This window comes from Candidatus Nanopelagicales bacterium, from assembly GCA_037045355.1.
GTDB lineage: Bacteria > Actinomycetota > Actinomycetes > S36-B12.
Genome location: JBAOHO010000012.1, coordinates 313,866 through 334,843 on the forward strand (window position 1 = coordinate 313,866; position 20,978 = coordinate 334,843).

The 20,978-nt window shown below is 65.4% G+C and carries 19 protein-coding genes; 11 read left to right on the forward strand and 8 right to left on the reverse strand.

The features are described from left to right. Positions 1 to 161: 161 nt before the first annotated feature. From V9E98_06265 to V9E98_06285, 5 genes are read right to left on the reverse strand one after another with little or no spacing between them, the layout of a single operon-like run. Positions 162 to 1,592: a penicillin-binding protein 2 gene (locus V9E98_06265; GenBank protein ID MEI2716585.1), complete on the reverse strand. Its 1,431-nt coding sequence runs from the start codon at positions 1,590 to 1,592 to the stop codon at positions 162 to 164. Then, a complete protein-coding gene (locus tag V9E98_06270; GenBank protein ID MEI2716586.1) occupies positions 1,589 to 3,004 on the reverse strand; it encodes an FtsW/RodA/SpoVE family cell cycle protein in 1,416 nt (471 codons plus the stop codon). Before V9E98_06270 ends, V9E98_06265 begins: the two co-directional genes overlap by 4 nt. Then, entirely contained in the window at positions 3,001 to 4,287 is a 1,287-nt protein-coding gene (locus tag V9E98_06275; GenBank protein ID MEI2716587.1) for a PP2C family serine/threonine-protein phosphatase, read from the reverse strand. Before V9E98_06275 ends, V9E98_06270 begins: the two co-directional genes overlap by 4 nt. Then, the gene (locus V9E98_06280) at positions 4,284 to 4,763 is read right to left on the reverse strand and encodes an FHA domain-containing protein (GenBank protein MEI2716588.1); all 480 of its coding nucleotides are present in this window, start codon (positions 4,761 to 4,763) and stop codon (positions 4,284 to 4,286) included. Before V9E98_06280 ends, V9E98_06275 begins: the two co-directional genes overlap by 4 nt. Continuing rightward, positions 4,763 to 5,461 carry a DUF3662 and FHA domain-containing protein gene (locus V9E98_06285; GenBank protein ID MEI2716589.1) on the reverse strand — a complete coding sequence of 233 codons (699 nt, stop codon included), beginning with the start codon at positions 5,459 to 5,461 and terminating at the stop codon, positions 4,763 to 4,765. Before V9E98_06285 ends, V9E98_06280 begins: the two co-directional genes overlap by 1 nt. Positions 5,462 to 5,758: 297 nt before the next feature. On the opposite strand from V9E98_06285, the gene V9E98_06290 reads away from it, so the two are divergent. Beyond that, positions 5,759 to 5,890, forward strand: coding sequence for a prepilin-type N-terminal cleavage/methylation domain-containing protein (locus tag V9E98_06290; GenBank protein ID MEI2716590.1), 132 nt, complete (start codon positions 5,759 to 5,761; stop codon positions 5,888 to 5,890). A 365-nt stretch (positions 5,891 to 6,255) separates the two neighbouring features. Here V9E98_06290 and V9E98_06295 read toward each other — a convergent pair whose 3' ends face one another. Further along, positions 6,256 to 7,317 carry a PilT/PilU family type 4a pilus ATPase gene (locus V9E98_06295; GenBank protein ID MEI2716591.1) on the reverse strand — a complete coding sequence of 354 codons (1,062 nt, stop codon included), beginning with the start codon at positions 7,315 to 7,317 and terminating at the stop codon, positions 6,256 to 6,258. A gap of 94 nt (positions 7,318 to 7,411) precedes the next feature. On the opposite strand from V9E98_06295, the gene V9E98_06300 reads away from it, so the two are divergent. The 10 genes from V9E98_06300 (at position 7,412) to mdlC (ending at position 19,823) form a co-directional block, all read left to right on the forward strand. After that, a complete protein-coding gene (locus tag V9E98_06300) occupies positions 7,412 to 9,214 on the forward strand; it encodes an ATPase, T2SS/T4P/T4SS family (GenBank protein MEI2716592.1) in 1,803 nt (600 codons plus the stop codon). 122 nt (positions 9,215 to 9,336) lie between these two features. Beyond that, complete coding sequence (locus tag V9E98_06305) at positions 9,337 to 9,528, forward strand: hypothetical protein (protein MEI2716593.1); 192 nt, start codon at positions 9,337 to 9,339, stop codon at positions 9,526 to 9,528. Positions 9,529 to 9,559: 31 nt separating this feature from the next. Beyond that, positions 9,560 to 10,417: a type II secretion system F family protein gene (locus tag V9E98_06310; GenBank protein ID MEI2716594.1), complete on the forward strand. Its 858-nt coding sequence runs from the start codon at positions 9,560 to 9,562 to the stop codon at positions 10,415 to 10,417. 127 nt (positions 10,418 to 10,544) lie between these two features. After that, a complete protein-coding gene (locus V9E98_06315; protein ID MEI2716595.1) occupies positions 10,545 to 10,988 on the forward strand; it encodes a hypothetical protein in 444 nt (147 codons plus the stop codon). A gap of 28 nt (positions 10,989 to 11,016) precedes the next feature. Next, positions 11,017 to 11,565 carry a prepilin-type N-terminal cleavage/methylation domain-containing protein gene (locus tag V9E98_06320; protein ID MEI2716596.1) on the forward strand — a complete coding sequence of 183 codons (549 nt, stop codon included), beginning with the start codon at positions 11,017 to 11,019 and terminating at the stop codon, positions 11,563 to 11,565. Positions 11,566 to 12,963: 1,398 nt separating this feature from the next. After that, positions 12,964 to 13,827, forward strand: coding sequence for a hypothetical protein (locus V9E98_06325; protein ID MEI2716597.1), 864 nt, complete (start codon positions 12,964 to 12,966; stop codon positions 13,825 to 13,827). Positions 13,828 to 13,910: 83 nt separating this feature from the next. After that, the gene (locus V9E98_06330; GenBank protein ID MEI2716598.1) at positions 13,911 to 14,879 is read left to right on the forward strand and encodes a GGDEF domain-containing protein; all 969 of its coding nucleotides are present in this window, start codon (positions 13,911 to 13,913) and stop codon (positions 14,877 to 14,879) included. Between the two features lie 102 nt (positions 14,880 to 14,981). Further along, entirely contained in the window at positions 14,982 to 17,126 is a 2,145-nt protein-coding gene (locus V9E98_06335) for a PAS domain S-box protein (protein MEI2716599.1), read from the forward strand. A gap of 256 nt (positions 17,127 to 17,382) precedes the next feature. Continuing rightward, positions 17,383 to 17,970 (forward strand): hypothetical protein, encoded by a 588-nt coding sequence (locus V9E98_06340; protein MEI2716600.1) that lies wholly within the window; start codon positions 17,383 to 17,385, stop codon positions 17,968 to 17,970. 260 nt (positions 17,971 to 18,230) lie between these two features. Further along, on the forward strand, positions 18,231 to 19,823 hold the full coding sequence (gene mdlC, locus V9E98_06345; protein MEI2716601.1) for a benzoylformate decarboxylase: 1,593 nt from the start codon (positions 18,231 to 18,233) through the stop codon (positions 19,821 to 19,823). 259 nt (positions 19,824 to 20,082) lie between these two features. Here the strand turns inward: mdlC and V9E98_06350 are convergent, their stop codons facing one another. Together V9E98_06350 and V9E98_06355 are read right to left on the reverse strand one after the other, a co-directional pair. Continuing rightward, positions 20,083 to 20,559, reverse strand: a complete 477-nt coding sequence (locus V9E98_06350; protein ID MEI2716602.1) for a hypothetical protein — start codon at positions 20,557 to 20,559, stop codon at positions 20,083 to 20,085. After that, complete coding sequence (locus tag V9E98_06355; protein MEI2716603.1) at positions 20,538 to 20,954, reverse strand: hypothetical protein; 417 nt, start codon at positions 20,952 to 20,954, stop codon at positions 20,538 to 20,540. The genes V9E98_06350 and V9E98_06355 overlap by 22 nt, the downstream gene beginning before the upstream one ends. Positions 20,955 to 20,978: the final 24 nt, after the last annotated feature.

Below are 20,978 nucleotides of genomic sequence, written 5' to 3' on the forward strand. Positions count from 1 at the left end.
GCCATCACCCATGATGACCCACGTGTCGGGTCGTGTGATTCAGCGACCCGGATCATTCAATTGTGCGCGCCCGCCGCAGCCGGATGTCCCGACGCAGTGGCGCCTGCTGCACTCAGGACGTGGTGTTCCGTCGGAGCACTGCGTCAGATCGGAGCACCGGGTCAGTTCAGTACCGCCTCCATCACCGACCGGGCGATGGGTGCCGCCAGCGACCCCCCGCTGCCGCCCGCGCCCTGGAGCACCACGGCGACGGCGACCTGCGGGTCACCGGCCGGAGCGAAGGACGTGAACCAGACCGTGTCGGCGCTGTTGCCCGTCTCGGCCGTTCCGGTCTTCCCCGCCACCCGCACGCCGGGGATGGCCCCGCCGCTACCGGTCCCGCGTTCGACGACCTGCACCATCATGTCGGTCAGTGCCTCCGCGTTCTGCGGGCTCATGGCCTGGCCATAGGTCGTCGGTGCCGTCGTGTCGAGCACCCGCAGGTCGGGGCTGCTGATCTCCTTGACCATGAACGGGTTCATCACGCTGCCGTTCTGGGCGACGGCAGCGGACACCTGGGCCATGTTGAGGGCGCTGGCGCGGACGTCGAACTGCCCGATTCCCGTCAGTGCCGTCTGGGCCGGGTCGGGGTTGTCGGGGTAGCGGCCCGCGGCTGCCGCCATGGGGACATCGAAACTGTGACCGAACCCGAACCGTTCGGCTTGGCTGCGCACGGCGTCGTCTCCGAGCTGGTTGGCCAGCCACGCGAAGGCGGTGTTGCACGACACGACCAGCGCCTCGGTCAGAGTCACCTTTCCGTTCGGACCGCATTCGGTCCGCGACGCGTTGCGCAGCACCGTCTCAGTGCCGGGGAGTACGTACTCGGCGGGCCCGGGGATCACGGTCTGGGGAGTGAACCGCCCGGACTCCAGCGCGGCAGCCGCGACGACGATCTTGAACACCGACCCCGGCGGGTCCACCGCGGCGAGGGGGCGGTTGAGCAGCGGTTCCGCAGGGTCGGCGGTGAGTTGCCGGTAGTAGTCACGGATCTGCCGAGAACGGTGACTGGACAGCAGGTTGGGGTCGTACGAAGGGGATTGCGCAAGCGCGAGAATCTCGCCGGTGCTCGGGTTCAGCGCTGCCACCGCGCCGGGCCGGCCCGCCAATCCGGCGAAGGCGGCCTCCTGGGCTGCGGCGTCGAGGGTGAGCGTGACTCCGCCGCCCTGTGGGTCGCGGCCGCCGAAGAGTTGCTGGAGTCGGTCGAACAGCAGCCGGTCGTCGAATCCCGACAGCACCGGGTTCTCCGCCTTCTCGATCCCGGTCGCGCCGTAGACCTGGGAGTAGAAACCCGTCGCCGACGCGTACACCTCTCCTTGGGGGTAGCGGCGCAGGTACTTCAGCTCACCGTCGGTCTCGATGCTCTCCGCGACTGCCTCGCGGCCGACCAGGATCGGTCCCCGCTCCCGGGAGTACTCCTCGAGGATCGCGCGGGAGTTCCCACTCGCGGTGCGGTAGTCGTCGGACTTGAACACCTGGATGTACGTCAGGTTGGCCAGCAGGGCGATCAGCAGGACCGCGAGGACGGCGGACAACCGGATGATCGAACGAGTCACAGCCGCACCACCTGGGTGAGCGCCTGGTCGGGGGACGTGACGACCGGATCGGGTCGCCGGGTGATGTCACTGATCCGGAGCAGCAACGCCACCATGATCCAGTTCGCGATCAGGGCCGACCCGCCTGCCGACAGGAACGGTGTCGTCAGTCCCGTCAGAGGGATCAGTTTGGTGACGCCACCTGCGACGACGAAGACCTGCAGAGCGAATACGAAGGCCAGCCCGGTGGCCAGCAACCGCCCGAACACGTCCCGGCAGGCGACGGCGGTGCGCAGGCCCCGTTGCACGAAGATCCCGTACATCAACAAGATGGCGAAGATGCCCGTCAAACCGAGTTCCTCGCCGAAGGCCGACAGGATGAAGTCGCTGCTGGCGAAGGGAACGAGTTGCGGATAGCCCTGGCCCCACCCGGTCCCGAAGATCCCGCCGTTGGCCAACCCGTACAGCGACTGCACGATCTGGTAGCCGGCGTCGTTGGCGAATTCGAACGGGTCCAGCCAGATCTGCACCCGGGTGCGCACGTGGCCGAACAGCAGATACGCCAGCGTCCCGCCCACGATCATCAGCAGCGCGCCGAGGATCAGCCAGCCGCGGCGTTGGGTCGCCACGTAGGTCATGGCGACGAACAAGCCGAAGAAGATCAGTGCGGTACCGAGGTCGGTCTCGAAGGCCATGACAGCGAGGGCCAACAGCCACGCCCCCAGCAGCGGGCCGAGATCCCGGCCGCGGGGCAGCGAGACACCCAGCACCTTGCGCCGGACGATCGCGAGCGAGTCCCGATGAGTGACCAGGTAACCGGCGAGGAAGAGCGTCAGGACGATCTTGGCCAGCTCACCGGGCTGGAAGGTCAGTGGTCCGACCTGGATCCACAACCGGGCGCCGTTGATGCTGATGCCGAGGATGGGGACGAGGGGCAGGAGCAGCAGGCCGACGCCCAGGAACAGAGAGATGTAGGTGTACCGCTGGAGTTTGCGGTGGTCGCGCACGATCAGAAGGACCGCCGCCAGTAGGGCGACTCCCAGGACGGTCCAGGTCAGTTGACCCAGGACCTCAGGCGTGGGCACGGGGCTGCCGTTCTCGGTGGCCCGCCGCGCCGCCGCGACGTCGAGGCGATAGATCATCACCAGGCCGAGGTAGTTCAGCAGGTAGGCAGTCGGGAGCATGATCGGCTCGGCGAACGGGGCCAACACCCGGACCGCCACATGAGCGACCAATCCGGCCCCGGCGAGAACCGACAGGGCCAGCCAGAACTGCGCCGGCAGACCGGACTGCGTTGCCCACCCGACGTTCGCCAACGCGACCGAGCCGAGGAACCAGGCGAACACCAGCAATGCCAGTTCCTGGTTGCGGCGTGTGGGTTGCCGGATCTCCTCCTGGGTCGCGGCCGGCGCCGGGGCCGCCGCGGCGCTCACCGCACGCGCTCCGGGCAGCCGGCCTCGGCCGGGTTCACCTGGCATTCGGCTGCGTGACTGCGCAGTTCCGCGACTACTTCCGAGGCTTGCGCCGCGGACGTCGTGATGATCCCGGACGTCAACCGGGTCTGGTCGTAGTTCGGCAAGGTGGCGACGGCCAGGTCGGTCTGCTCGTCGAGTTGCTGCAACGGGATCGGTCCCAGTGTGCCGGGGACCCCGTGGAACACTGCGACGCGGCCGTCGGACTCGGCCACGTACCACTGAGAGGTCAGCCACCACACCAGCAGCGCTCCGACGAGGGCCAAGAGGCAGATGAGGGCGGCGACGATGCCGAAGACCACGCGTCGGGTGCGCCGATGGCCGGTGGGTGGCGGCACCGGCTCGGGTTCCGGTTCCACCGCGAGGGCGTCCAGCGACGGCCGGGCGCCGCGGGGTTGGGGGTTGTCGGGATTGAGTTGCTCGTCCACCGGCCACGGCACGTTGGGCAGGCGGGCCCGGTTCTGGGGCTCACCGGCGGCTCCGACGACGACGGGTTCCTGGGGCGCGGAGCCCTCGGCCGCGCGGACGTCGGCCACGACGACGGTCACGTTGTCGGGCGCCCCCGCTTCCAGTGCCATGTCCACCAGTCGGGTCACAGCGCCCGTGGGGTCCGCATCAGTGCGCAGCACGTCGGCGAGTTGATCGTCCGGGACCACTCCTGACAGCCCATCGGTGCACAGCAAGTAGCGATCGCCGGGCCGTGTTTCGCGCATGGACAGGTCGGCGTCGACGGTGTGGATTCCGTCGACGGCTCGGTTGAGGAGGTTGCGCCGTGGGTGTCGGGTGGCTTCCTCGGCGGTGATCTCGCCCGCATCGACGAGGCTTTGGACGTAGGTGTGGTCGCGCGTGATCTGGTCCAGGGCGCCGTCACGCAGCAGATAGGCCCGCGAGTCACCCACATGCACGACCGCCATGCGGTCACCGAGGTAGGCCAGGCCGGTCAGCGTGGTGCCCATCCCCTGGTTCGCGGGGTCCTTCGCCACGACGTCCCCGATGCGCTCACTCAGCACGTCGACACCGCCCGCGAGGTGTTCGAGGACCTCGTCCAAGGGGACATCCTCGTCGGAGATCTCCGCGAAGGTGGCCACGGCCATGGCGCTGGCCAACTCCCCGGCCGCGTGGCCGCCCATGCCGTCGGCGACGATCAGCAGGTGGTTGTCGGCGAAGCCGCTGTCCTCGTTGCCGGGGCGGCGCAGTCCGATGTCGGAGCGGGCGGCATAGTTCAGCCGAACCTGATCGCTCATTTGCGTACCTGCATGACGCTGCGGCCCACGTGCAGCGGCACTCCCACGGGCAGGACCGTGGGCCGGGTGATGCGGGTGCGGTCCAGCCAGGTGCCGTTGGTCGAATTGAGGTCCTCGACGACCCATTCCCCGCCGGCCGAGTAGATCCGGCAGTGGTTGGTCGAGGCGTAGTCGTCTTCGAGCACGAGAGTGGAGTCGGCGGCCCGGCCGATCGTGATGGGCGTCGCTCCGAGGGGAACGACGGTTCCCGACAGCGGACCCTCGGTGACCACCAGCCGGTTGCCGCGGCCCCCGGAACGGGCCCGACGCGACGGCGGGGCCGGTGCTGGATGCTGCTGCCCGGCGGCGAGTGCGACCGGACGGGCCTCGCGCGGGGCGCGCAGGTCGCGGCGCAGCACACTCAAAGTGAACAGAACCCCCACCCACAACAGCACCAGGAAACCCAGTCGCAGCAGCGTGAGGGCCAGTTCGGACATCAGATGTCCCGGTACGTCACGACGGTGGATCCCACCTGGATCCGGGCTCCGTCGTGCAGAGGGGCTTCGGTCACCTTGCGGCCATCGACCAGGGTGCCGTTGGTGGAGCCGAGATCGCGCACGATGACCGGCAGCCCGAGGACGATCTCGGCGTGCGCCCGGCTGACGCCGGCGTCGTCGAGTTGGATGTCCGCTCCTTGCCCTCGGCCCAGCCGGGTGTGGCTGCGGGTCAGGGGATAGGAGGTGGCGCCGATCATGAGCCGGGGGTGACCGGTGGCGTTGCCGGGCGGCACCGGGGTCACGGATCGGGAGGTTCCGCCGGCGTCATCGGGGTGCGCCTGGCTGCGCACGCGGAACACCCCGGTGCTCAGATCGGGGTCCTCGGCGAACCTGACGTCGACCGAACCGAGGAACGTGTAGCGCTGCTCGGTCGCGTACTGCCGGGCCACCTGTGCGAGCTCCGCGCGCATCTGGTCGGCGTACACATCGAGACGTTCGATGTCGGTACTGGACAACTCGATGGTGAAGATGTTCGGCACGACAGTGCGGCCCTTGCTCACGATGGCTGAGCGGGTGTCCATCTCGCGCTGGATCCGGGCCGCCAGTTCGACGGGCTCCACCGCGTCGCGGAACGCCTTGGCGAAGGTGCCGTTGACCAGCTGGTCCAGGCGCTGTTCGAAGTTGTCGAGCAGGCCCATCGTTCACCTCCCGGTGCCTAGACGTCGGTCGATGCTATCCGCGCCCGACCACCTCGGGGGAGTGATGGGGGCAACACGTGGCGGTCACCTGGCACGACGACGGTCGCGGCTGGCGATGTGCGTAACATCGGACCACTCGTTCGGGATTCGCTGCGCCTCCGTTAGGCCGACCTGACTAGGCCAAAAGTCCTAAGTTCCCCCCAGCACTTGTACCCCGCGGGGTAGCCGTGCCTACACTCAGAGTGACGGGCGGGAAATCGGCCCGCACTGGTCAATGGAAGAAAGAGTGGGAAGACCATGTCGAAGTATCTGCGCCGGGTTCATCGCGAGGACGAAGGCTTCTCGCTGGTTGAACTCCTTATTGTCATCGTCGTGCTGGGCATCCTGGGCGGCATCGTTGTGTTCGGAGTTGGCGAACTTCCGCGCTGATTCGTACTCGAGGCAGCGTGTGAACGCGAATCGTGAAGCAGGTCAACGTGGGATCTCAGGCCTACACGCGCAAAGACGGGCAACGTCGCTAGCTGATGTTGATGCATTGGTGACTGCGGGCTACTTGGAAAGCAATTCAACCGCTGGCTCCAACAGCATTTACGATCGCACAAGCGAATGCGGCAGGCCCCCCAGTCGTAAAGATAGGGCCAGGCGCTGGTCAACGGCAACCCAGCCGCTTCGGGGTGTGTGACCTCGCTAGGACTCGACAGACGAAATGCGGGCCACACCCAGCGTGTGGCCCGCATTTGTCTGCGCCTGCGGCGTTGATCACCATTGGTGAGGCCTCGACCCCCGCAGGGCAGTCATCCCTTCGCAACCTCGTTGGGGTGTTGGGAGCGTATCGCTGCCTGTTCGTAGTCGACCAGTCCCTTCTGCACCAGATCGCTGAGTGAATCCTCGAGTGACATCATTCCCTCCTTGCGACCCATGATGAGTTGATTGCGCAACTGGTTGGTCCGCCCCTCCTTGATGAGGTTGCGGATCGATGAGTTGTTCTTGAGCACCTCGTAGGCGGCCACCAGCCCCCCACCGCGGCGCGGCAGTAGCCGCTGGTAGACCACGGCCTTCAAGGAGAGTGCCAGTTGGGTGCGGATCTGGCTCTGCTCGTCACCGGGGAACACCTCCACGAGCCTGTCCATGGTCTGCGCCGTGTCGTTGGTGTGGACCGTCGCGAGCACCAGGTGACCGGTCTCGGCCAGCGTGAGGGCGAAGCGAATCGATTCGAGATCTCGCAGCTCGCCGACCAGGATCACGTCCGGGTCTTCGCGGAGGGCGCTGCGCAGCGCTGCGGCAAACGACTCGGTGTCTTCGCCGACGGCTCGCTGATGCACGGCAGCCTTTTGATGCGAGTGCACGTACTCGATGGGGTCTTCGATGGTGATGATGTGAACGGCCCGATTAGCTGCGATCCAGTCGAGCATCGTCGCCAGGGTCGTGGACTTGCCGGACCCAGTGGGTCCGGTGACCAGGATCAGGCCCTGATCGGCCGCCGCCAGTTCCCGTACGCTCATCGGGATTCCCAGATCATCGAAACTGGGGATTGTGTGCGGCATGATCCGCAGCGCCAGTGCGACGGTGTTTCGTTGCCTGTAGGCGTTACCCCGTATGCGGGCCTGGCCCCGCCAACCGAATGAGAAGTCCACATCGTGACCGCGACGGCAGTCGTCGAGTTGCTCGTCGGTGAGCAACTCGCGCGCCAGTCGCTCAATCTCGGCGGGTTTCATCACTTCGGTGCCCGCGAGCGGGATGAGGTCCATGTGCACGCGGATCAGCGGCCGGCTCATCGCGGACAGATGCAGGTCGGTCCCTCCCGCATCCCATAGAGCACCGAGCAAACTGTCGACCGTCCAGACTTCCGTGCTCATATCCACCAGACTAGGGCGTGGCGCCACGCGCCGAGGCGTGGTGCGTTTGCGGTCGGTGGCAGTTGTCGCCGAGGTTTCACGGGAAGGAGTTCTGATGCGGATTCGCCGGGCCTCCAAGAGTGACGCACAGAAGGCGACCCAGCCATCGCCCGCCGCAGCTCCTCAGCCGGCGTCCCCCTCGCCGGCCGGCAGACCCGTTCCACTGGGCCAGCTCCTGATCAACCGCGGTGCCATCACGCCGGCGGAACTCGCAGAGGCGGTGGACCAGCAGGCGGAGTCGGGCAAGAAGATCGGCGAACTCCTTGTCGACCTCGGCATGGTCGACGAGAGGGATGTGCTCGGAGCTCTGTCCGATCAGTTCGGTATCGGGCTGGCGCAACTCAAGGGCCAGACTCTGGACTCACAAGTAGCGGGGCTGCTTCCCGAGACGATGGTGCGGAGCCTGCGCGCCCTCCCCATCGCTCGCGAACCCGATGGCACGGTCGTGATTGCCACCAGCAATCTGCAGGCGTGTGCCCCCTCGGAGCGGGGAGAGTTCGAGGCCAAGCTGCGCGACGCGATCGGCGCCCCGGTGATCCTGAAGGTGGCAACCGAGAACGACATCCGATGGGCCATCTCGACTATCTACCACGCGTTCGATCAAGTGAGCGGCCAAGTCGACCAATACGTCGCGACCCATGGTCGGCGCGAGGCCGCCACTGCCACGAACGTCGCGATCGAAGCGGCCGCCAGCGATGCGCCCGTCGTCAAGATCGTGGACATGATCCTCACGCAGGCCATGCGGGATCGTGCCTCCGACATTCACATCGAGCCCCAAGGCGAGCAAGTGCGGGTCCGGTACCGCATCGACGGCGCCCTACATGAAGCGCTGACCTTGCCCGGGAGCATGGCCGGAGCGCTGTCCAGCCGAATCAAGATCATGGCCGGGATGAGCATCGTGGAGCGCCGCCGCCCCCAAGACGGTCAGATCGCTATGACGATCGACGGTCACTCCGTGGACATCCGCGTGTCTACCACCGGGGTGGTCTTCGGCGAGAAGGTGGTGCTGCGGGTCCTCGACCGCACCAAGGCCGTTCTGCAGTTACGGGACCTCGGCATGGGAGGTACCATGCTGCGTTCCTACCGGGACATGCTGGCGTCGCCTTACGGGATGGTCTTGTGCGCTGGCCCAACCGGCAGCGGTAAGACCACGACCCTGTATGCCTCGTTGAACGAGATCAACGAGGTCTACAGCAACATCACAACCATTGAGGACCCCGTCGAGTACGTGTTCCCGAGTGTGAATCAGATCCAGATCAACGAAGCCGCCGGCATCACCTTCGCATCAGGGCTACGCGCGATCCTGCGCCAGGACCCCGATGTGATCCTGGTCGGCGAGATCCGCGACGTCGAGACGGCGAACATCGCCGTCCAGTCCGCACTGACGGGCCACTTCGTGTTGTCGTCCGTGCACGCCACCGATGCTGTGTCGTCTCTCTATCGCTTCATCGACATGGGCATCGAGACCTTCCTGTTGTCAGCCTCCGTGCTTGGCGTCGTCGGGCAGCGCCTGGTTCGGCGCACCTGCAACGACTGCCGGGAGCCCTACCAGCCCACCCCTGACGAGCTGTCCTACTACGAGCGCATGGGCGGGGAGCCCAAGGAGGAGTTCTCGGCAGGTGTCGGCTGCACTCACTGTGCGCATACCGGGTATGCCGGTCGCGTGGGCGTCTATGAGCTGCTCAGTATGTCTCCCGAGATGAAGGAACTGATCGTCCGCGCCAGCACCACTCACTCCGACATCCGGGAACTCGCGATCGCGCAGGGAACGCGGACCTTGGGTCAGGAAGGTATCCGCCTGGTAGAGCGGGATCGGACCACGATCGCGGAGATCATCCGCAGCATCTACACCCTCTGAGTCGTCATGCCGAAGTTCGTCTACACCGCCCTCGACCGGACCGGGGCTGAGGTGTCGGGTCAAGACGCGGGCGAAGACTGTTCTCGCAGGTCCGTTTCGAGCTCGAGGAGCAGGACCTAACGGTGACCTCGATCGAGGCCAAGAAGGGTCTGACCGAACTCGACATCACCCCCGCTCGGATCAAGCCCGCCGAGTTGATGCACATCTCGCGCCAACTCGCGGCGTTCCTGCGGGCCGGCATTCCGATCCTCGACGCCCTCGCTGAATTGCGAGAAGGGACGGAGAACCGGGGGACAAAGCGGGTACTGGCGTGAGATTGGCGACGATCTTGCCGCAGGGTCGACCTTGAGTGAGGCCTTTGAGAAACACTCCAACGACTTTCCGCCCTACTATCTCGGGATCCTCCGGTCGGCGGAATTGACCGGCAATCTCGACACGGTCCTGGATCGGCTAGCCATCGACATCGAACGGGATCATGAGTCCCGTCGCAAACTGCGCAGCGCCATGACGTACCCGGCCATCGTCGCGGTCATCAGCGTAGGAACTGTGGTGGTGCTGACGATGTTCGTCTTGCCGAAGTTCCAGGAATTCTTCCAGAGCCTCGATGCCGAGTTGCCGGCACCCACTCGATTGCTCCTGGCGATCAGCGCATTCATCCAGCAGTGGGCGTGGTTGATCGGTCTCATCGTGCTCGTACTGGTCGTCGCGTACGTCATTCGCGATCACGGACTCACGCGGGTCGCACGAGCCCGGGACCGCGCGATACTGAAACTGCCCGTTGTGGGTAGCACCGTCCAGGTCGCGATGGCTGAACGGTTCACTCGCGTGCTCGCCTCACTCGTGAGCGCGGGCGTACCATTGCCCCAGGCCATGGGAGTCAGCGTGGACAGCCTCAAGAACCTCGCCTTCGAGGAGCCGCTGCAAGAAGCCCGGACGGCCATGATGGAAGGCGCCGGGCTCGCGGGTCCGATCGCAGTCACGCGCCTGTTTCCCCCGATGGCTGTGCAGATGATCCGCGTCGGCGAAGAGACCGGCAGCCTCGACAGCCAGTTGGAGGTCGCCGCCGAGTTCTACGAGCGGGAGCTTGACTACAAGGTCAAGAAGCTGGCGGCGCTCGTCGGAACCGGCTGTCATCGTGTTCATGGGCGGGCTCGTGGGTTTCGTGGCAGTGGCACTGGTCTCTGCTATGTACGGCATCTTTAGGGCGACGAATCTGACATGAGCGGCTTCCGGCCCTCTGCTCTCCAGCGCGCCGCTGGAGAGACCCTCATTGAGACCGTGCTCGCGATCATGATCCTGGATCTCGACGGCAGCGGTCAGCGGTGCCGTGATGATGGCCACCGGCGCGGCAGCCATGAACAGCCAGCTCACCGATTCCGACATGATCCTCCGAAGTTGGGCCGAGAAGGTCGCCGTGGCGCAATACGAGCGCTGTCGTGATGCGACAGACTCGAGTTGGCCGAAGCCACCCTTGATCGACCCTGACGCACCCGATTGGACCGATGGCGGGCCCGGCACCTGGGAAGGTGCGGTAGGCGAGATCCAGTACACAGCCACGATCGCCGAAGTCGCCTACTGGGATAACAAGGCGACGAATCCGGGCTTCGTCGGGACCTGTGACCCGCCGTCCGAGGACTCTGGTATCCAGCGAGTCACCATCCAAGTGACCTCAGAGGGATTGGGCCTCCCCAGCACCGCGAAGACGCTCGAAGTCACCGTGCGCAATCCCTGCAAGACCGTCGACCCGGACGAGGATGACGGATGCTCCGCCTGAGCACACAGTGGCAGGACCCGGGTGATCGATCCGGGGCCGCTCCGACGGCGTCACCTTGATCGAATTGGTAGTGGTCGTCGCCGTGATGGGGATCGTGTTGTCGGGCATTACCGCGCTGCTGTTGGTGTCGACGAGTGCGACCCAGAAGGCGCGCGAGCAACTCAACCAGGACGGTGGGCTGAGACTCGCCTCCGTGTACTTCAACCCTGACGTTCAGAGCGCGGACCTCGTTGAGAGAGGCACTGCAAACTGCGGCTCTAACTCTGAGGCAGTGATAGTTCTGAGCGGAACCGACTACCGGCAAGACTTGAACTCCCCAATCGAAACGACTGTCAGCTACGTCGTCACGAATGGTGATGCTAACGGGAAGTCCCTAACCCGCTATGCGTGTGAAGACGGTGAGCTGACCGACGAGGTCGTTGTGGCGGAGGGACTGGATTCCACTGTCTCGGCTTGGGCGGAGTGTCGTGACACGAACGGCGATGAGGTCCAAGGCTGTGGTGCTGAGGCTTCCAGCGTAACCCTGATTACGAACGCTCAAGTTCCGAATCAGAACCACCTTCGGTGCATCGTATGACTGCTGCGAGGCGATCAGCATGATCCGCAAGGCAGCGCTCTTCAGGGATTTTCGCCGGGATGACACCGGCGCATCGCTGATCTTGGTCATGGCCCTGCTGATGTTCGTCGGGCTCGTCACGGCCGCCGCGTTGAACTATGCACAGACGAGCCTGGGGACCACCGATGTGCTCGAGGATCGCGTAGCCCAGGACTACGACGTCGACGGCGCCCTGCAGACCGGGATAAACCGAATCCGAACCAGTGACTTCATCAGCAGCGAGTCGAAGGACGGCAAACTCGTGGATCCCCCGCTTCCCTTCTGGTTCCCGGGGCCAGATGGAGCAGGGGAAGAAGGTTCTGGTTACATTCCAGCCGGTCATCGGTACGGGGTACAAATGGCACTGCCGTTACCCGGACCCCGAACTGGACCGTGCTGGCGACGGAGAACTCAGGGATCGGGGGATCCTCTCGTGTTGATCGAACCGTTGGCGACAAGGCGCGGATCGCGGGACCTTTGGCGTCCAACGGAAGTGTCGATGCGGGATCAGGCGAGATCGAGGCTGATGGACCTGTGCGCGCGTCTGGTGCTTGTTCGGGCAGTGTGGTCAGCCTTGTTGGCGACAAGGAATGCTCTGTGGGTGCGACGGCTACGCCTTTCCTACACCCAGCCTGAAGGCACCGTGATCCGCCGGGATCTACCAGAGTGCCAGCCAGGGGACGTTACCCCGTTCGAACCGGGTCTATACGACGATGCTGCCGCCCTTCAGAGTTTCATGAATACCGAGTGCTCCAACTCCATACTCTGGTTCCCGGGTGCCGCTCAGGGTGCTGCCTACTTCTTCGACTTTCGCAACGGGGAGGATGAGGATCCACCGAGTGATGATGAAAAGGTCTGGCACCTGAACAACTCAGACCTTCGGGTTGTCGTAGGGGGGGCGAGTGAGCCTGATGGCTCCATTCCCGGATCCTGTCCGAGCCCCCGCTGACTCGAGAGGATAACCGGGGGGCCGCATTGGTTTTCGGAGGTGCAAGCCGGCTCAAGATCGAAGCTGGTCAGATGGAAGTGTGTGGTCCGGGGGATGTGGACGACCCTCCCATAGGGATCTTCGGCGGCACGGAGGACCGGGGAACCATCAGACCGTCCCGGCATTCGGTACGGTCCCGAGGAGGGCCCTCTGCCTAATGTCATCCCCGCCACCTTGGATGACGGGATTCTGACCCTGTCGGAGTTTCAGAGAGTCTCTCCAGATTCACTAGGCCCCCCAGCGATACGGCAAGTAGGCGTGCGCAGTATGACTTCCCGGAGCGGATCCGTCAGTGGGACGAAGACAGGCAATCCCGATGCAACAACAACAGTGCTTGCCCGGGAGCCGTCACGGCAACGATCACAAACAGAAACCAAACGCCCCAGGCGGTGGTGAGTGGATTCGACCCATCGGAGGCCAAGGACGGGACCGATGACCTTCCTTCGATCGAACCAGACACGGTTGTGGAGTACGCGAAGGTCTACGTGCGGCACCGGGAGTGGCGGACTGGAGGTAGCGCGTGGCTCGATTCCGCAAGGTTGACGGTCACCCCCCGGTGGTCCGACGGGACCGAAGGGACTGAAATCACGTTGATGAGTCCGATCGAGCAAAGCAACAATGAGGATTGGATCGACGATCCCTTCAGGCTCCCTGACTCGCTGCTGGCCGACATTCGCGCAAAGGGGTTCCTGGGCGCCACCGTGACGTGGGAGATCTTGCCCTATCGGTCCGGCACGCAGCCCAGTTTCGAAACTAGTCTGGACTCCATTGTCATGGTGATGAAGACCGATGGCGTGAGCGACTCCGCCTTCCGTAAGCAGGACACCAACAACATCCCGGGTGGCAACTGCGTGCGAGCGGGAACGTGCGCCATGGTGGAGGCGGGCAGCAGTGGGCATTTCCATGTCCAGGGAACCGGCTATTCGGACCTCGGGGTATTCGACCTCGCCCAAGATGAGATCAGAGCCCCGGTTTTTGCCTCGGGCCTCATCGGTCGTCAGGTCCGTCTTAACGCCTCTAATGCCGGCAGTTACGACGGACCAACCATCAATCGGCCGAGACCGCTCAAGATGCTGATCCGGGCCTACACCTGCACGGAGCCCAATGGCGACTGCGGCGATGAGAGTGGCCCGGTACTCACTGGCGGGGGCTGGGAGTTGGCAGGAACAGCGACGGCCACTTATGAAGACCCCGGAGGATCAGTCACTGAGGGCAGTCGCAAGGTCGCTGTCGAATCGTGGTGGATCAAGCGGTAGTTGCCCGAGTGTGAGTGCGACGGCCGCTCGACCACTCGTGACGGGGTGCTGCCTGTGGCACAGTTGGAGAGGGTAGGTGGCACATGAACGAGGTCTTCTTCCGCGAACTGGTCGACAACCTCCTCGAAGGCGTGTACTTCGTCGACCGCGATCGCCGCATCACGTACTGGAACAGCGGAGCCGAACTTCTCACCGGCTACGGCATGGACGAAGTCGTCGGGCACAGTTGCTCGGAGGGAATCCTGCGCCACGTCACCGACGAGGGCCAGCAGTTGTGCCTCCACGGATGTCCCCTGGCAGCCACCATCACCGACGGAGACCCGCGTGAGGCCAAGGTGTACATGCACCACAAGAATGGCCACCGCGTTCCCGTGACGGTACGCGCCCGACCGATCCGCGACGACGCAGAACAGATCGTCGGATCCGCCGAGGTGTTCACGGCACGCTCTGGCGGCGTGTTCTCGGACCTCGAAGGCGAGCGACGCACCGACCAGTCGTACCGGGACCCCGTCAGCGGCATCGGCAACCGGCTCTACGCCGAGCAGCACCTGGCGGCATCACTCGGTTCCCTCGACTCAGAGGACTCCCGCATGGGTCTGCTCTTCCTCGACGTCGACCATTTCAAGACAGTCAACGACAACTACGGCCACAACATCGGCGACAAGGTCCTGCGCATGGTGGCCCGAACGCTGGCCAACGGACTACGACCCGGGGACCTGCCCTGCCGCTGGGGCGGTGAGGAGTTCATCGCCATCCTGCCCGAAACCCAAGAAGACGGGACCGCCCGCGTCGCCGAGCGGATCCGCATGCTGGTCGAGAACTCCTGGCTGCCCCGTGACGACCAACAGATCCGCGTCACCGTCAGTATCGGCGCCACCGTCGGACACCGAGGCGAGAGCGCAGACGAAGTCATCGAACGAGCCGACCGCCTCATGTACGCCAGCAAACAGAACGGCCGCAACCAGGTCCATACCGACTCCGGTCCTTTGCATCGCGTCGCCGAACCCGTCCTCCTGGGCAACTCCATCCCCTGGGCCACGCCCTCGGAATGATCCGGGCGGACATCGCCCGAAGAGCGCCACCTGCGGTTTCCGCAGGACATCGCCGACCCCGCCGTCGCAAGATGGACGCACAGCGGGATCGGAGGTGTTGCCGTGGTCGACCCCGAGGCGTCACCTGCGGAGATCGGCAGCGACGGCTGGTTCCGCGCACTCGCCGAACGAACCGGGGACGTCTTCTTCGCCATCCGCACGGACCCAGACCTGGCCGTCGAGTTCCTGAGCGAAACCGTCAACGGCTGGGGCGGCTACCGCACGGAGGACTACATCGCTGATCCGCAGTTACTGCTCAGTATCCTCGACCGTCGCCACGCCGAGGAGATGTCGGAGGCACTCCGCGCCGAACCCGGTCGCGACATCGAGTTCGAGTTTCGCTGGTTCCACCGGGACGGACGACCGGTCTGGTCGCAGAACCGGGGTCGACGTCGTCTGCGGCCCGACGGATCAGTGGTGCTCGAAGGTACGGCTCACGACATCAGCGAACTGCGACTCGCGCAGGAACAGGCCCAGGAATCCGAGGATCGACTGCGTCTCCTGCTGGACAACGTCGGTGATGCGATCCTGCGCTTCGCGGCGGACGCCACCTTGCTGTGGGCCTCACCCTCGCTTCGAACGGTGTTCGGATGGGATCCCGCGGAGGTCGTGGGCACTCAGTTTCGCGGGCTGGCCGGCGTCGACAACGAAGAAGTCGATCAACTCCTGCGCGATGCCGTTCGGGCGGGGCGCGACGAGGTACACCACCGTTCCCGCGCGATCAGAGCCGACGGGCGGGTCGTGTGGATCAGCAACACCATCAGCATCCTCTGGACTGCGGACGGCTCCTTCGACGGAGTCGTGTGCTCTATCAGAGACGTCACCGATCAGGTGGAAACCGCCCAGAAGCTGGCCGCCTCACGTGAGGAGTACCGGCTGCTGGCCGAGCAGGCCGCGGACTTCACGTTGCGAACCGCACCCGACTTCACGGTCGAGTGGGTGTCTCCCTCGGTTACTCGCGTCCTTGGATGGAGCCCTGACGACATCGTCGGCAAGCGCGGATTCGACTTCTTCCACCCCAACGACATCGCTGCCACCGCGGCCACTGCCGCCGACATGTCCGCCGGAAAGGCCGCTTCAGGTCGCATCCGGCTGCGTACCTCCGACGGCGGCTACCGCTGGGTGTCCCAGGTGGCGACCCCGATTTTCGACAAGGGCAAGTTGGTCGCCCGAGTCAGTGGATTTCAGGACGTGGACGCGCAAGTACGAGCCGAACAGGCCCTGGCCAGCAGCGAACGCCGGTTCCGCATGGCCATGGAGTTCGCGCCCATGGGGATGGCGGTCCTGGACCTGGATCGGCGCTTCGTCGAGGTGAACCCCGCGCTGTGTCGCATGACCGGCCGCGATCAGGAGTGGCTGCTCGCCCACCAGGTGACCGATGTCCTCGATCCACAGGACCACGAGCTGGACCTCACCATGCGGTCCCAGGTTCGAACCGGCGAGTCGGACACCGCGTCCCACGACAAGCGGCTCGTCACCGCCGACGGCGGCACACTCTGGGTCGAACACTCCGTAGGACTCCTGCGCGACGACGACGGGGCCCCGTTGTCCTACGTGTCCCAGTTCCTGGACGTCGATGACGCACATCGGCGGCAGGAGAAGCTGCGCTTCATGGCCGGCCATGACGCTCTGACGTCGTTGCCGAACCGCCACGAACTCATGGAGCGCGTCGGCCGGTTCCTCGGGCACAAACCCCGAACCGGTACGCGACTGGCCATACTGTTCGTCGATCTCGATCGGTTCAAGCCGATCAACGACACCTACGGCCACGCGGTGGGTGACCACGTCCTCGTCGAAGTCGCGCGCCGGATTCGATCCCAGGTCCGCGCTGATGACGTCGTCGCCCGCCTAGGCGGAGACGAGTTCATCGTTGCCCTGCCGGCAGTGCACAGTCTGGACGACGCGAAGCGTGTCGCTGCGAAGATCCACGACGCTTTCGCCGAGACACTGCAGATTCAGGAACTCTCGCTGTCCGTCTCTCTCAGCATCGGACTGACGCTGGCGGATCCGGGCGAGGATCCCGACACCGTGCTGAAGCGCGCCGACGAGGCGCTCTACCGCGCGAAAGGCGCCGGCCGCAACCAAACCGCCCACCACCCCCTTCACAACGAGGACCCCCTTCACAACGAGGACCCCCTTCACAACGAGGACCCCCTTCACAACGAGGACCCCGCGGACGGCCAGGATTCGCCTGCCGACAAGGGCTGAGGCGGTCGTTGAACAGCCAGTCGACACCCACCCGCTGACAGTGCTGGGATCACGCCAGATATGGCCGGTTCTCGGCGCCGGTTGGCGGGCTCGCCGCATTCTGACGTGACGTTGGTCAGGCGGCAGTCCTCTGCCCCCCGCCGCCCCCCGCCCCCCGCCGCTGACACCCGCTGACCGCCGTCACGCGGCCAGCGCCCGGAACTGCGCGTGTGGGTCCGGGAGGTCCGGGACTGAATTGCCTGCCAGGCTGTGGGTCGTGTGGGACCTACCGCTGTTCACTCAGGCGCCCGACTCGGGGAAGTTGGCGGTCGCAGGAATGTGGGAGGACGCCGTCCTGCTGCAACCCGGGATGACGGCCAGCGAGCGGATGGCCCGCCAGTTGGTCGGGCGGAGCAATGACGTGGCCTGCGAGGCTTTCTTCGGCGCAGCCTTCTTCGGTGTCAGGCAGGTCGGTGAGCGGCCGGAACTTGTGGAGTTCGTCCAGACGTTCACCGCGATCCTGGGGGCTGCAAACAATGGCCAGGAGTTCTTCGCCGGGATCCGTGCCGAACTCGGCGTCCCCGTGGGGCGTGACTTCACATTCGCGGAGCTCGGCGCCGAAGGGGCGTGGCAGTCTGTCGGACCGGTCCGAGTGGATGACCCGGCAGCGGCCCTGGCCGACTTCGACTCGTGGTGGGCGATGGTGGCGGCGTCGTCGGTGGGCCGCGACACCGGTCACGACAAAGCGCTGGAGTTCTCCTATGCGAACGGGGACGCGACCGAGCATTGGTTCGGCATCCCGGTGTCGCACGGCGGTGTGCTCGACCGATCCGCCGTCCGGACGGCGCTGGAACTCTACGACTGACCTCAGCGACGCCGAGAACCAACTCGAGGACCCAGTCCGGACTTCCCGCGACGGTTCCGATGGGTTCGCCGCACGCCTTGAGTTCCGCAGTAGCCGGAACGTCACCCGAGGCCCCCGGGTTGGGGCCCCCCGAGACAGCCGACAGCCGATAGCCGACAGCCGACAGCCGCGGCGCGGCCGCACCTCTCGCCCCGCTCGGGAGCAAATCGGCGTGGGGGTCGACCCTGCATGACGCGCTGTCTGCGGGCAGCATGTGACCCATGACCTCCGTGCGCGAAAGTGTCTTCTCCCTGCTCGAGCACCACGGCATGACCACCGTGTTCGGCAACCCCGGTTCCACCGAGATGGGCTTCCTCAACGACATGCCCGCAGGCTTCCGGTACATCCTCGGCCTGCAGGAGTCGGTGGTCGTCTCCATGGCCGACGGATACGCGCAAGCCACCGACGGGCCGGTCCTGGTCAACCTCCACTCGGCACCCGGGGTGGGCCATGCGATGGGCAGCATCATCACGGCTCGGGCCAATCGCACGCCACTGGTGATCACCGCCGGTACTCAGGTCCGGCCGATGCAGGCCATGGAGGCATGGCTGACGAACGTGGACGCCACCAACCTGCCGCGACCGGCAGTGAAGTGGGCCGGAGAGGCGGCGCGTGCCCAGGACACCCCAGCGGTCCTCGCCCGCGCCATCCACGAGGCCACACTGCCCCCGCCGGGGCCGGTGTTCGTCTCCCAGGCGATGGACGACTGGAGTGCCAATGTGGTCGCCGCCGAGACCCGGCACCTGGTCGAGCGCAGTGTGCGCAGCGGCTCTGGACTGAACGGGAACGCAGCAGCGGAGATCGTCGACATGCTGCACGCAGCCAGTTCGCCCCTGATCATCCTCGGATCGGCTCTGGACACCCCGCAGGCCTGGGCCGACACGGTCGCCCTCGCCGAGGCCACCGGGTCCGCTGTCATGATGGCGCCCGTCGAGTCCCGGTGGAGTTTCCCCGGGTGGCACCCTCAGTTCCGCGGCATGCTGGCACCGGCCATCGCCACGGCGACCGAACAGATGTCCGGGCACGACCTGGTCCTGGTGATCGGGGCGCCGGTCTTCCGCTACTACCCCTACCTGCCCGGCGAACTTCTTCCGGACGGAACCCGGCTGCTGCAGATCACCGACGATCCCGCGCAGGCGACGCGGGCACCGATGGGAGATGCGTATGTGACGGATCCGGTGGCCGCCGTCCGGGCTTTGGCCGAGGCGTCATCCGACTCGGACAGCACTGCCGTGGGTGGAGCGGTGCAGCCAATGACCAGTTCGGGGTCGTCCCCTCTGAGCCCGAGCGACGTCTTCACGGTTTTGGGCGCAGTGTCAGGCCCGGATCTCGTGATGGTCAACGAGTCACCGTCGAATCTGACGACGTTGCTGGACTGCTGGCGCCCGGTGCACCCCCGCAGCCTGTTCTTCTCCGGCTCGGGGGGCCTGGGCTTCGGCACACCGGCCACCGTCGGGGTGCAGATGGGAATGCCGGACCGACCCGTCCTCGGCCTGCTGGGGGATGGTGCCCTTCAGTACTCGGTGCAAGCCCTGTACACGGCGGCGCTGTACAACGTGCCCGCCACATTCCTGGTGATGCGCAATCACCAGTACGCCATTTTGAAATGGTTCGGCCAGTTGAAGAACGCCCCTCGCGTCCCGGGCTTGGACCTGCCCAACCTGGACGCGGTCGCCATCGCCCAGGGTTACGGGGTTCCGGCGCGCTCAGTCCGCGAGGTCGACGAACTCGAGGCGGCCCTGCGGGAGGACTTGGCCGCCCCCGGGCCGCGCCTCATCGAAGTGGAGATCGACGGATCGGCAGCGATGATGTGAGTCCGGCAGGGGGGCTGCGCGGGCATCCGTCCGAGAGGGGTGAGGGTGTTTACGGGGCCCCTGGGGTGGGCCGCCGTCGGCGATGTCCGGCCACCCGTCGCCCCGCTCGTTGGTGCGGCTCCACCCATATCCCGTCGTCTGGCGATGGTGCGAAACCCTCTGACCGGGGGATTTGTGGGGGGTTCGGGTCCTCGATCCCATCGATCCCGAGCGAAAATCCCATGCGGGCCAGTCGCGCCAGTGTCGCGGACTTTCGTGGCTACTGCTGCTCGGTGTCGCCTGAGTTCAGGTTGCGCCAGTACTCCTGCACGCGTCGCGAGGCTTCCTCTCGAGTCATTGTGGCTATCTCCTCAACGGGTACCTGAACATGCTTCCGGAGTTGCCACACCAGATTCGCTGGAAGTCGTTCTCCTTCGAGTTCGGGCGCGGCGGGATCAGGATTGCGGTCCGGTGGATCTCCGTTTACGCAGTCCCAGAAACTGGTCAGCGTTACTTGCAATTGGTCCTCGAGTATGTGGTTGAGAATGCTCTTGCCGTACACGTGCTTCTTGGCTGCGGGTCGAGAGATCCGAGTTCGCAGGATGCGACCGTCGGGCAGCTTCAGTTCCTTCGTGATGTGGTGGCTGGTTGGCTTTCCCCGTGCGTTTGGGACATCCTCCCAACCCTCGACATTGCAGAACTTAAGATGATCTGCGCGGGTGACGTTCCGCTGCGTTACGCGCTTCCGTTGAGCCATCGTTCCAACTCGTCGCTCGAGGACAAGGAAACGAGTTGGACGAGCCCCCAGTTGTCCCGGTGATTGGGCGCCTGCTGCAAGCGCTCTTGCCAGTCGTCTGCGTACTCGCGCAGCGCATCAACGGTGTCAGTCACGGCTTCCTCGGGGGTTGCACCCGTCCCTGAGATTGGGTAACCAGGAAGGAACATTGCCCACTCGGCTGGGCCGTCAGCCACGAGCTGTGGGTTCAAGTCGAGGAGAGTTGCTAGCGTTCGTCGCAGCTGTTGAGCGTCCACGACAGCGGCTCGCCCGCTATGGCTGCGGCTGATGGTCGCGACGCCGCCCTCTGAAGCAACATCGAGGGCATCCTTGAGACCTTTGCGCGCATCAGTAAACGACTTGAACTCAACGTTCATGGCCTTAGCTCCTTACTCCTTGGC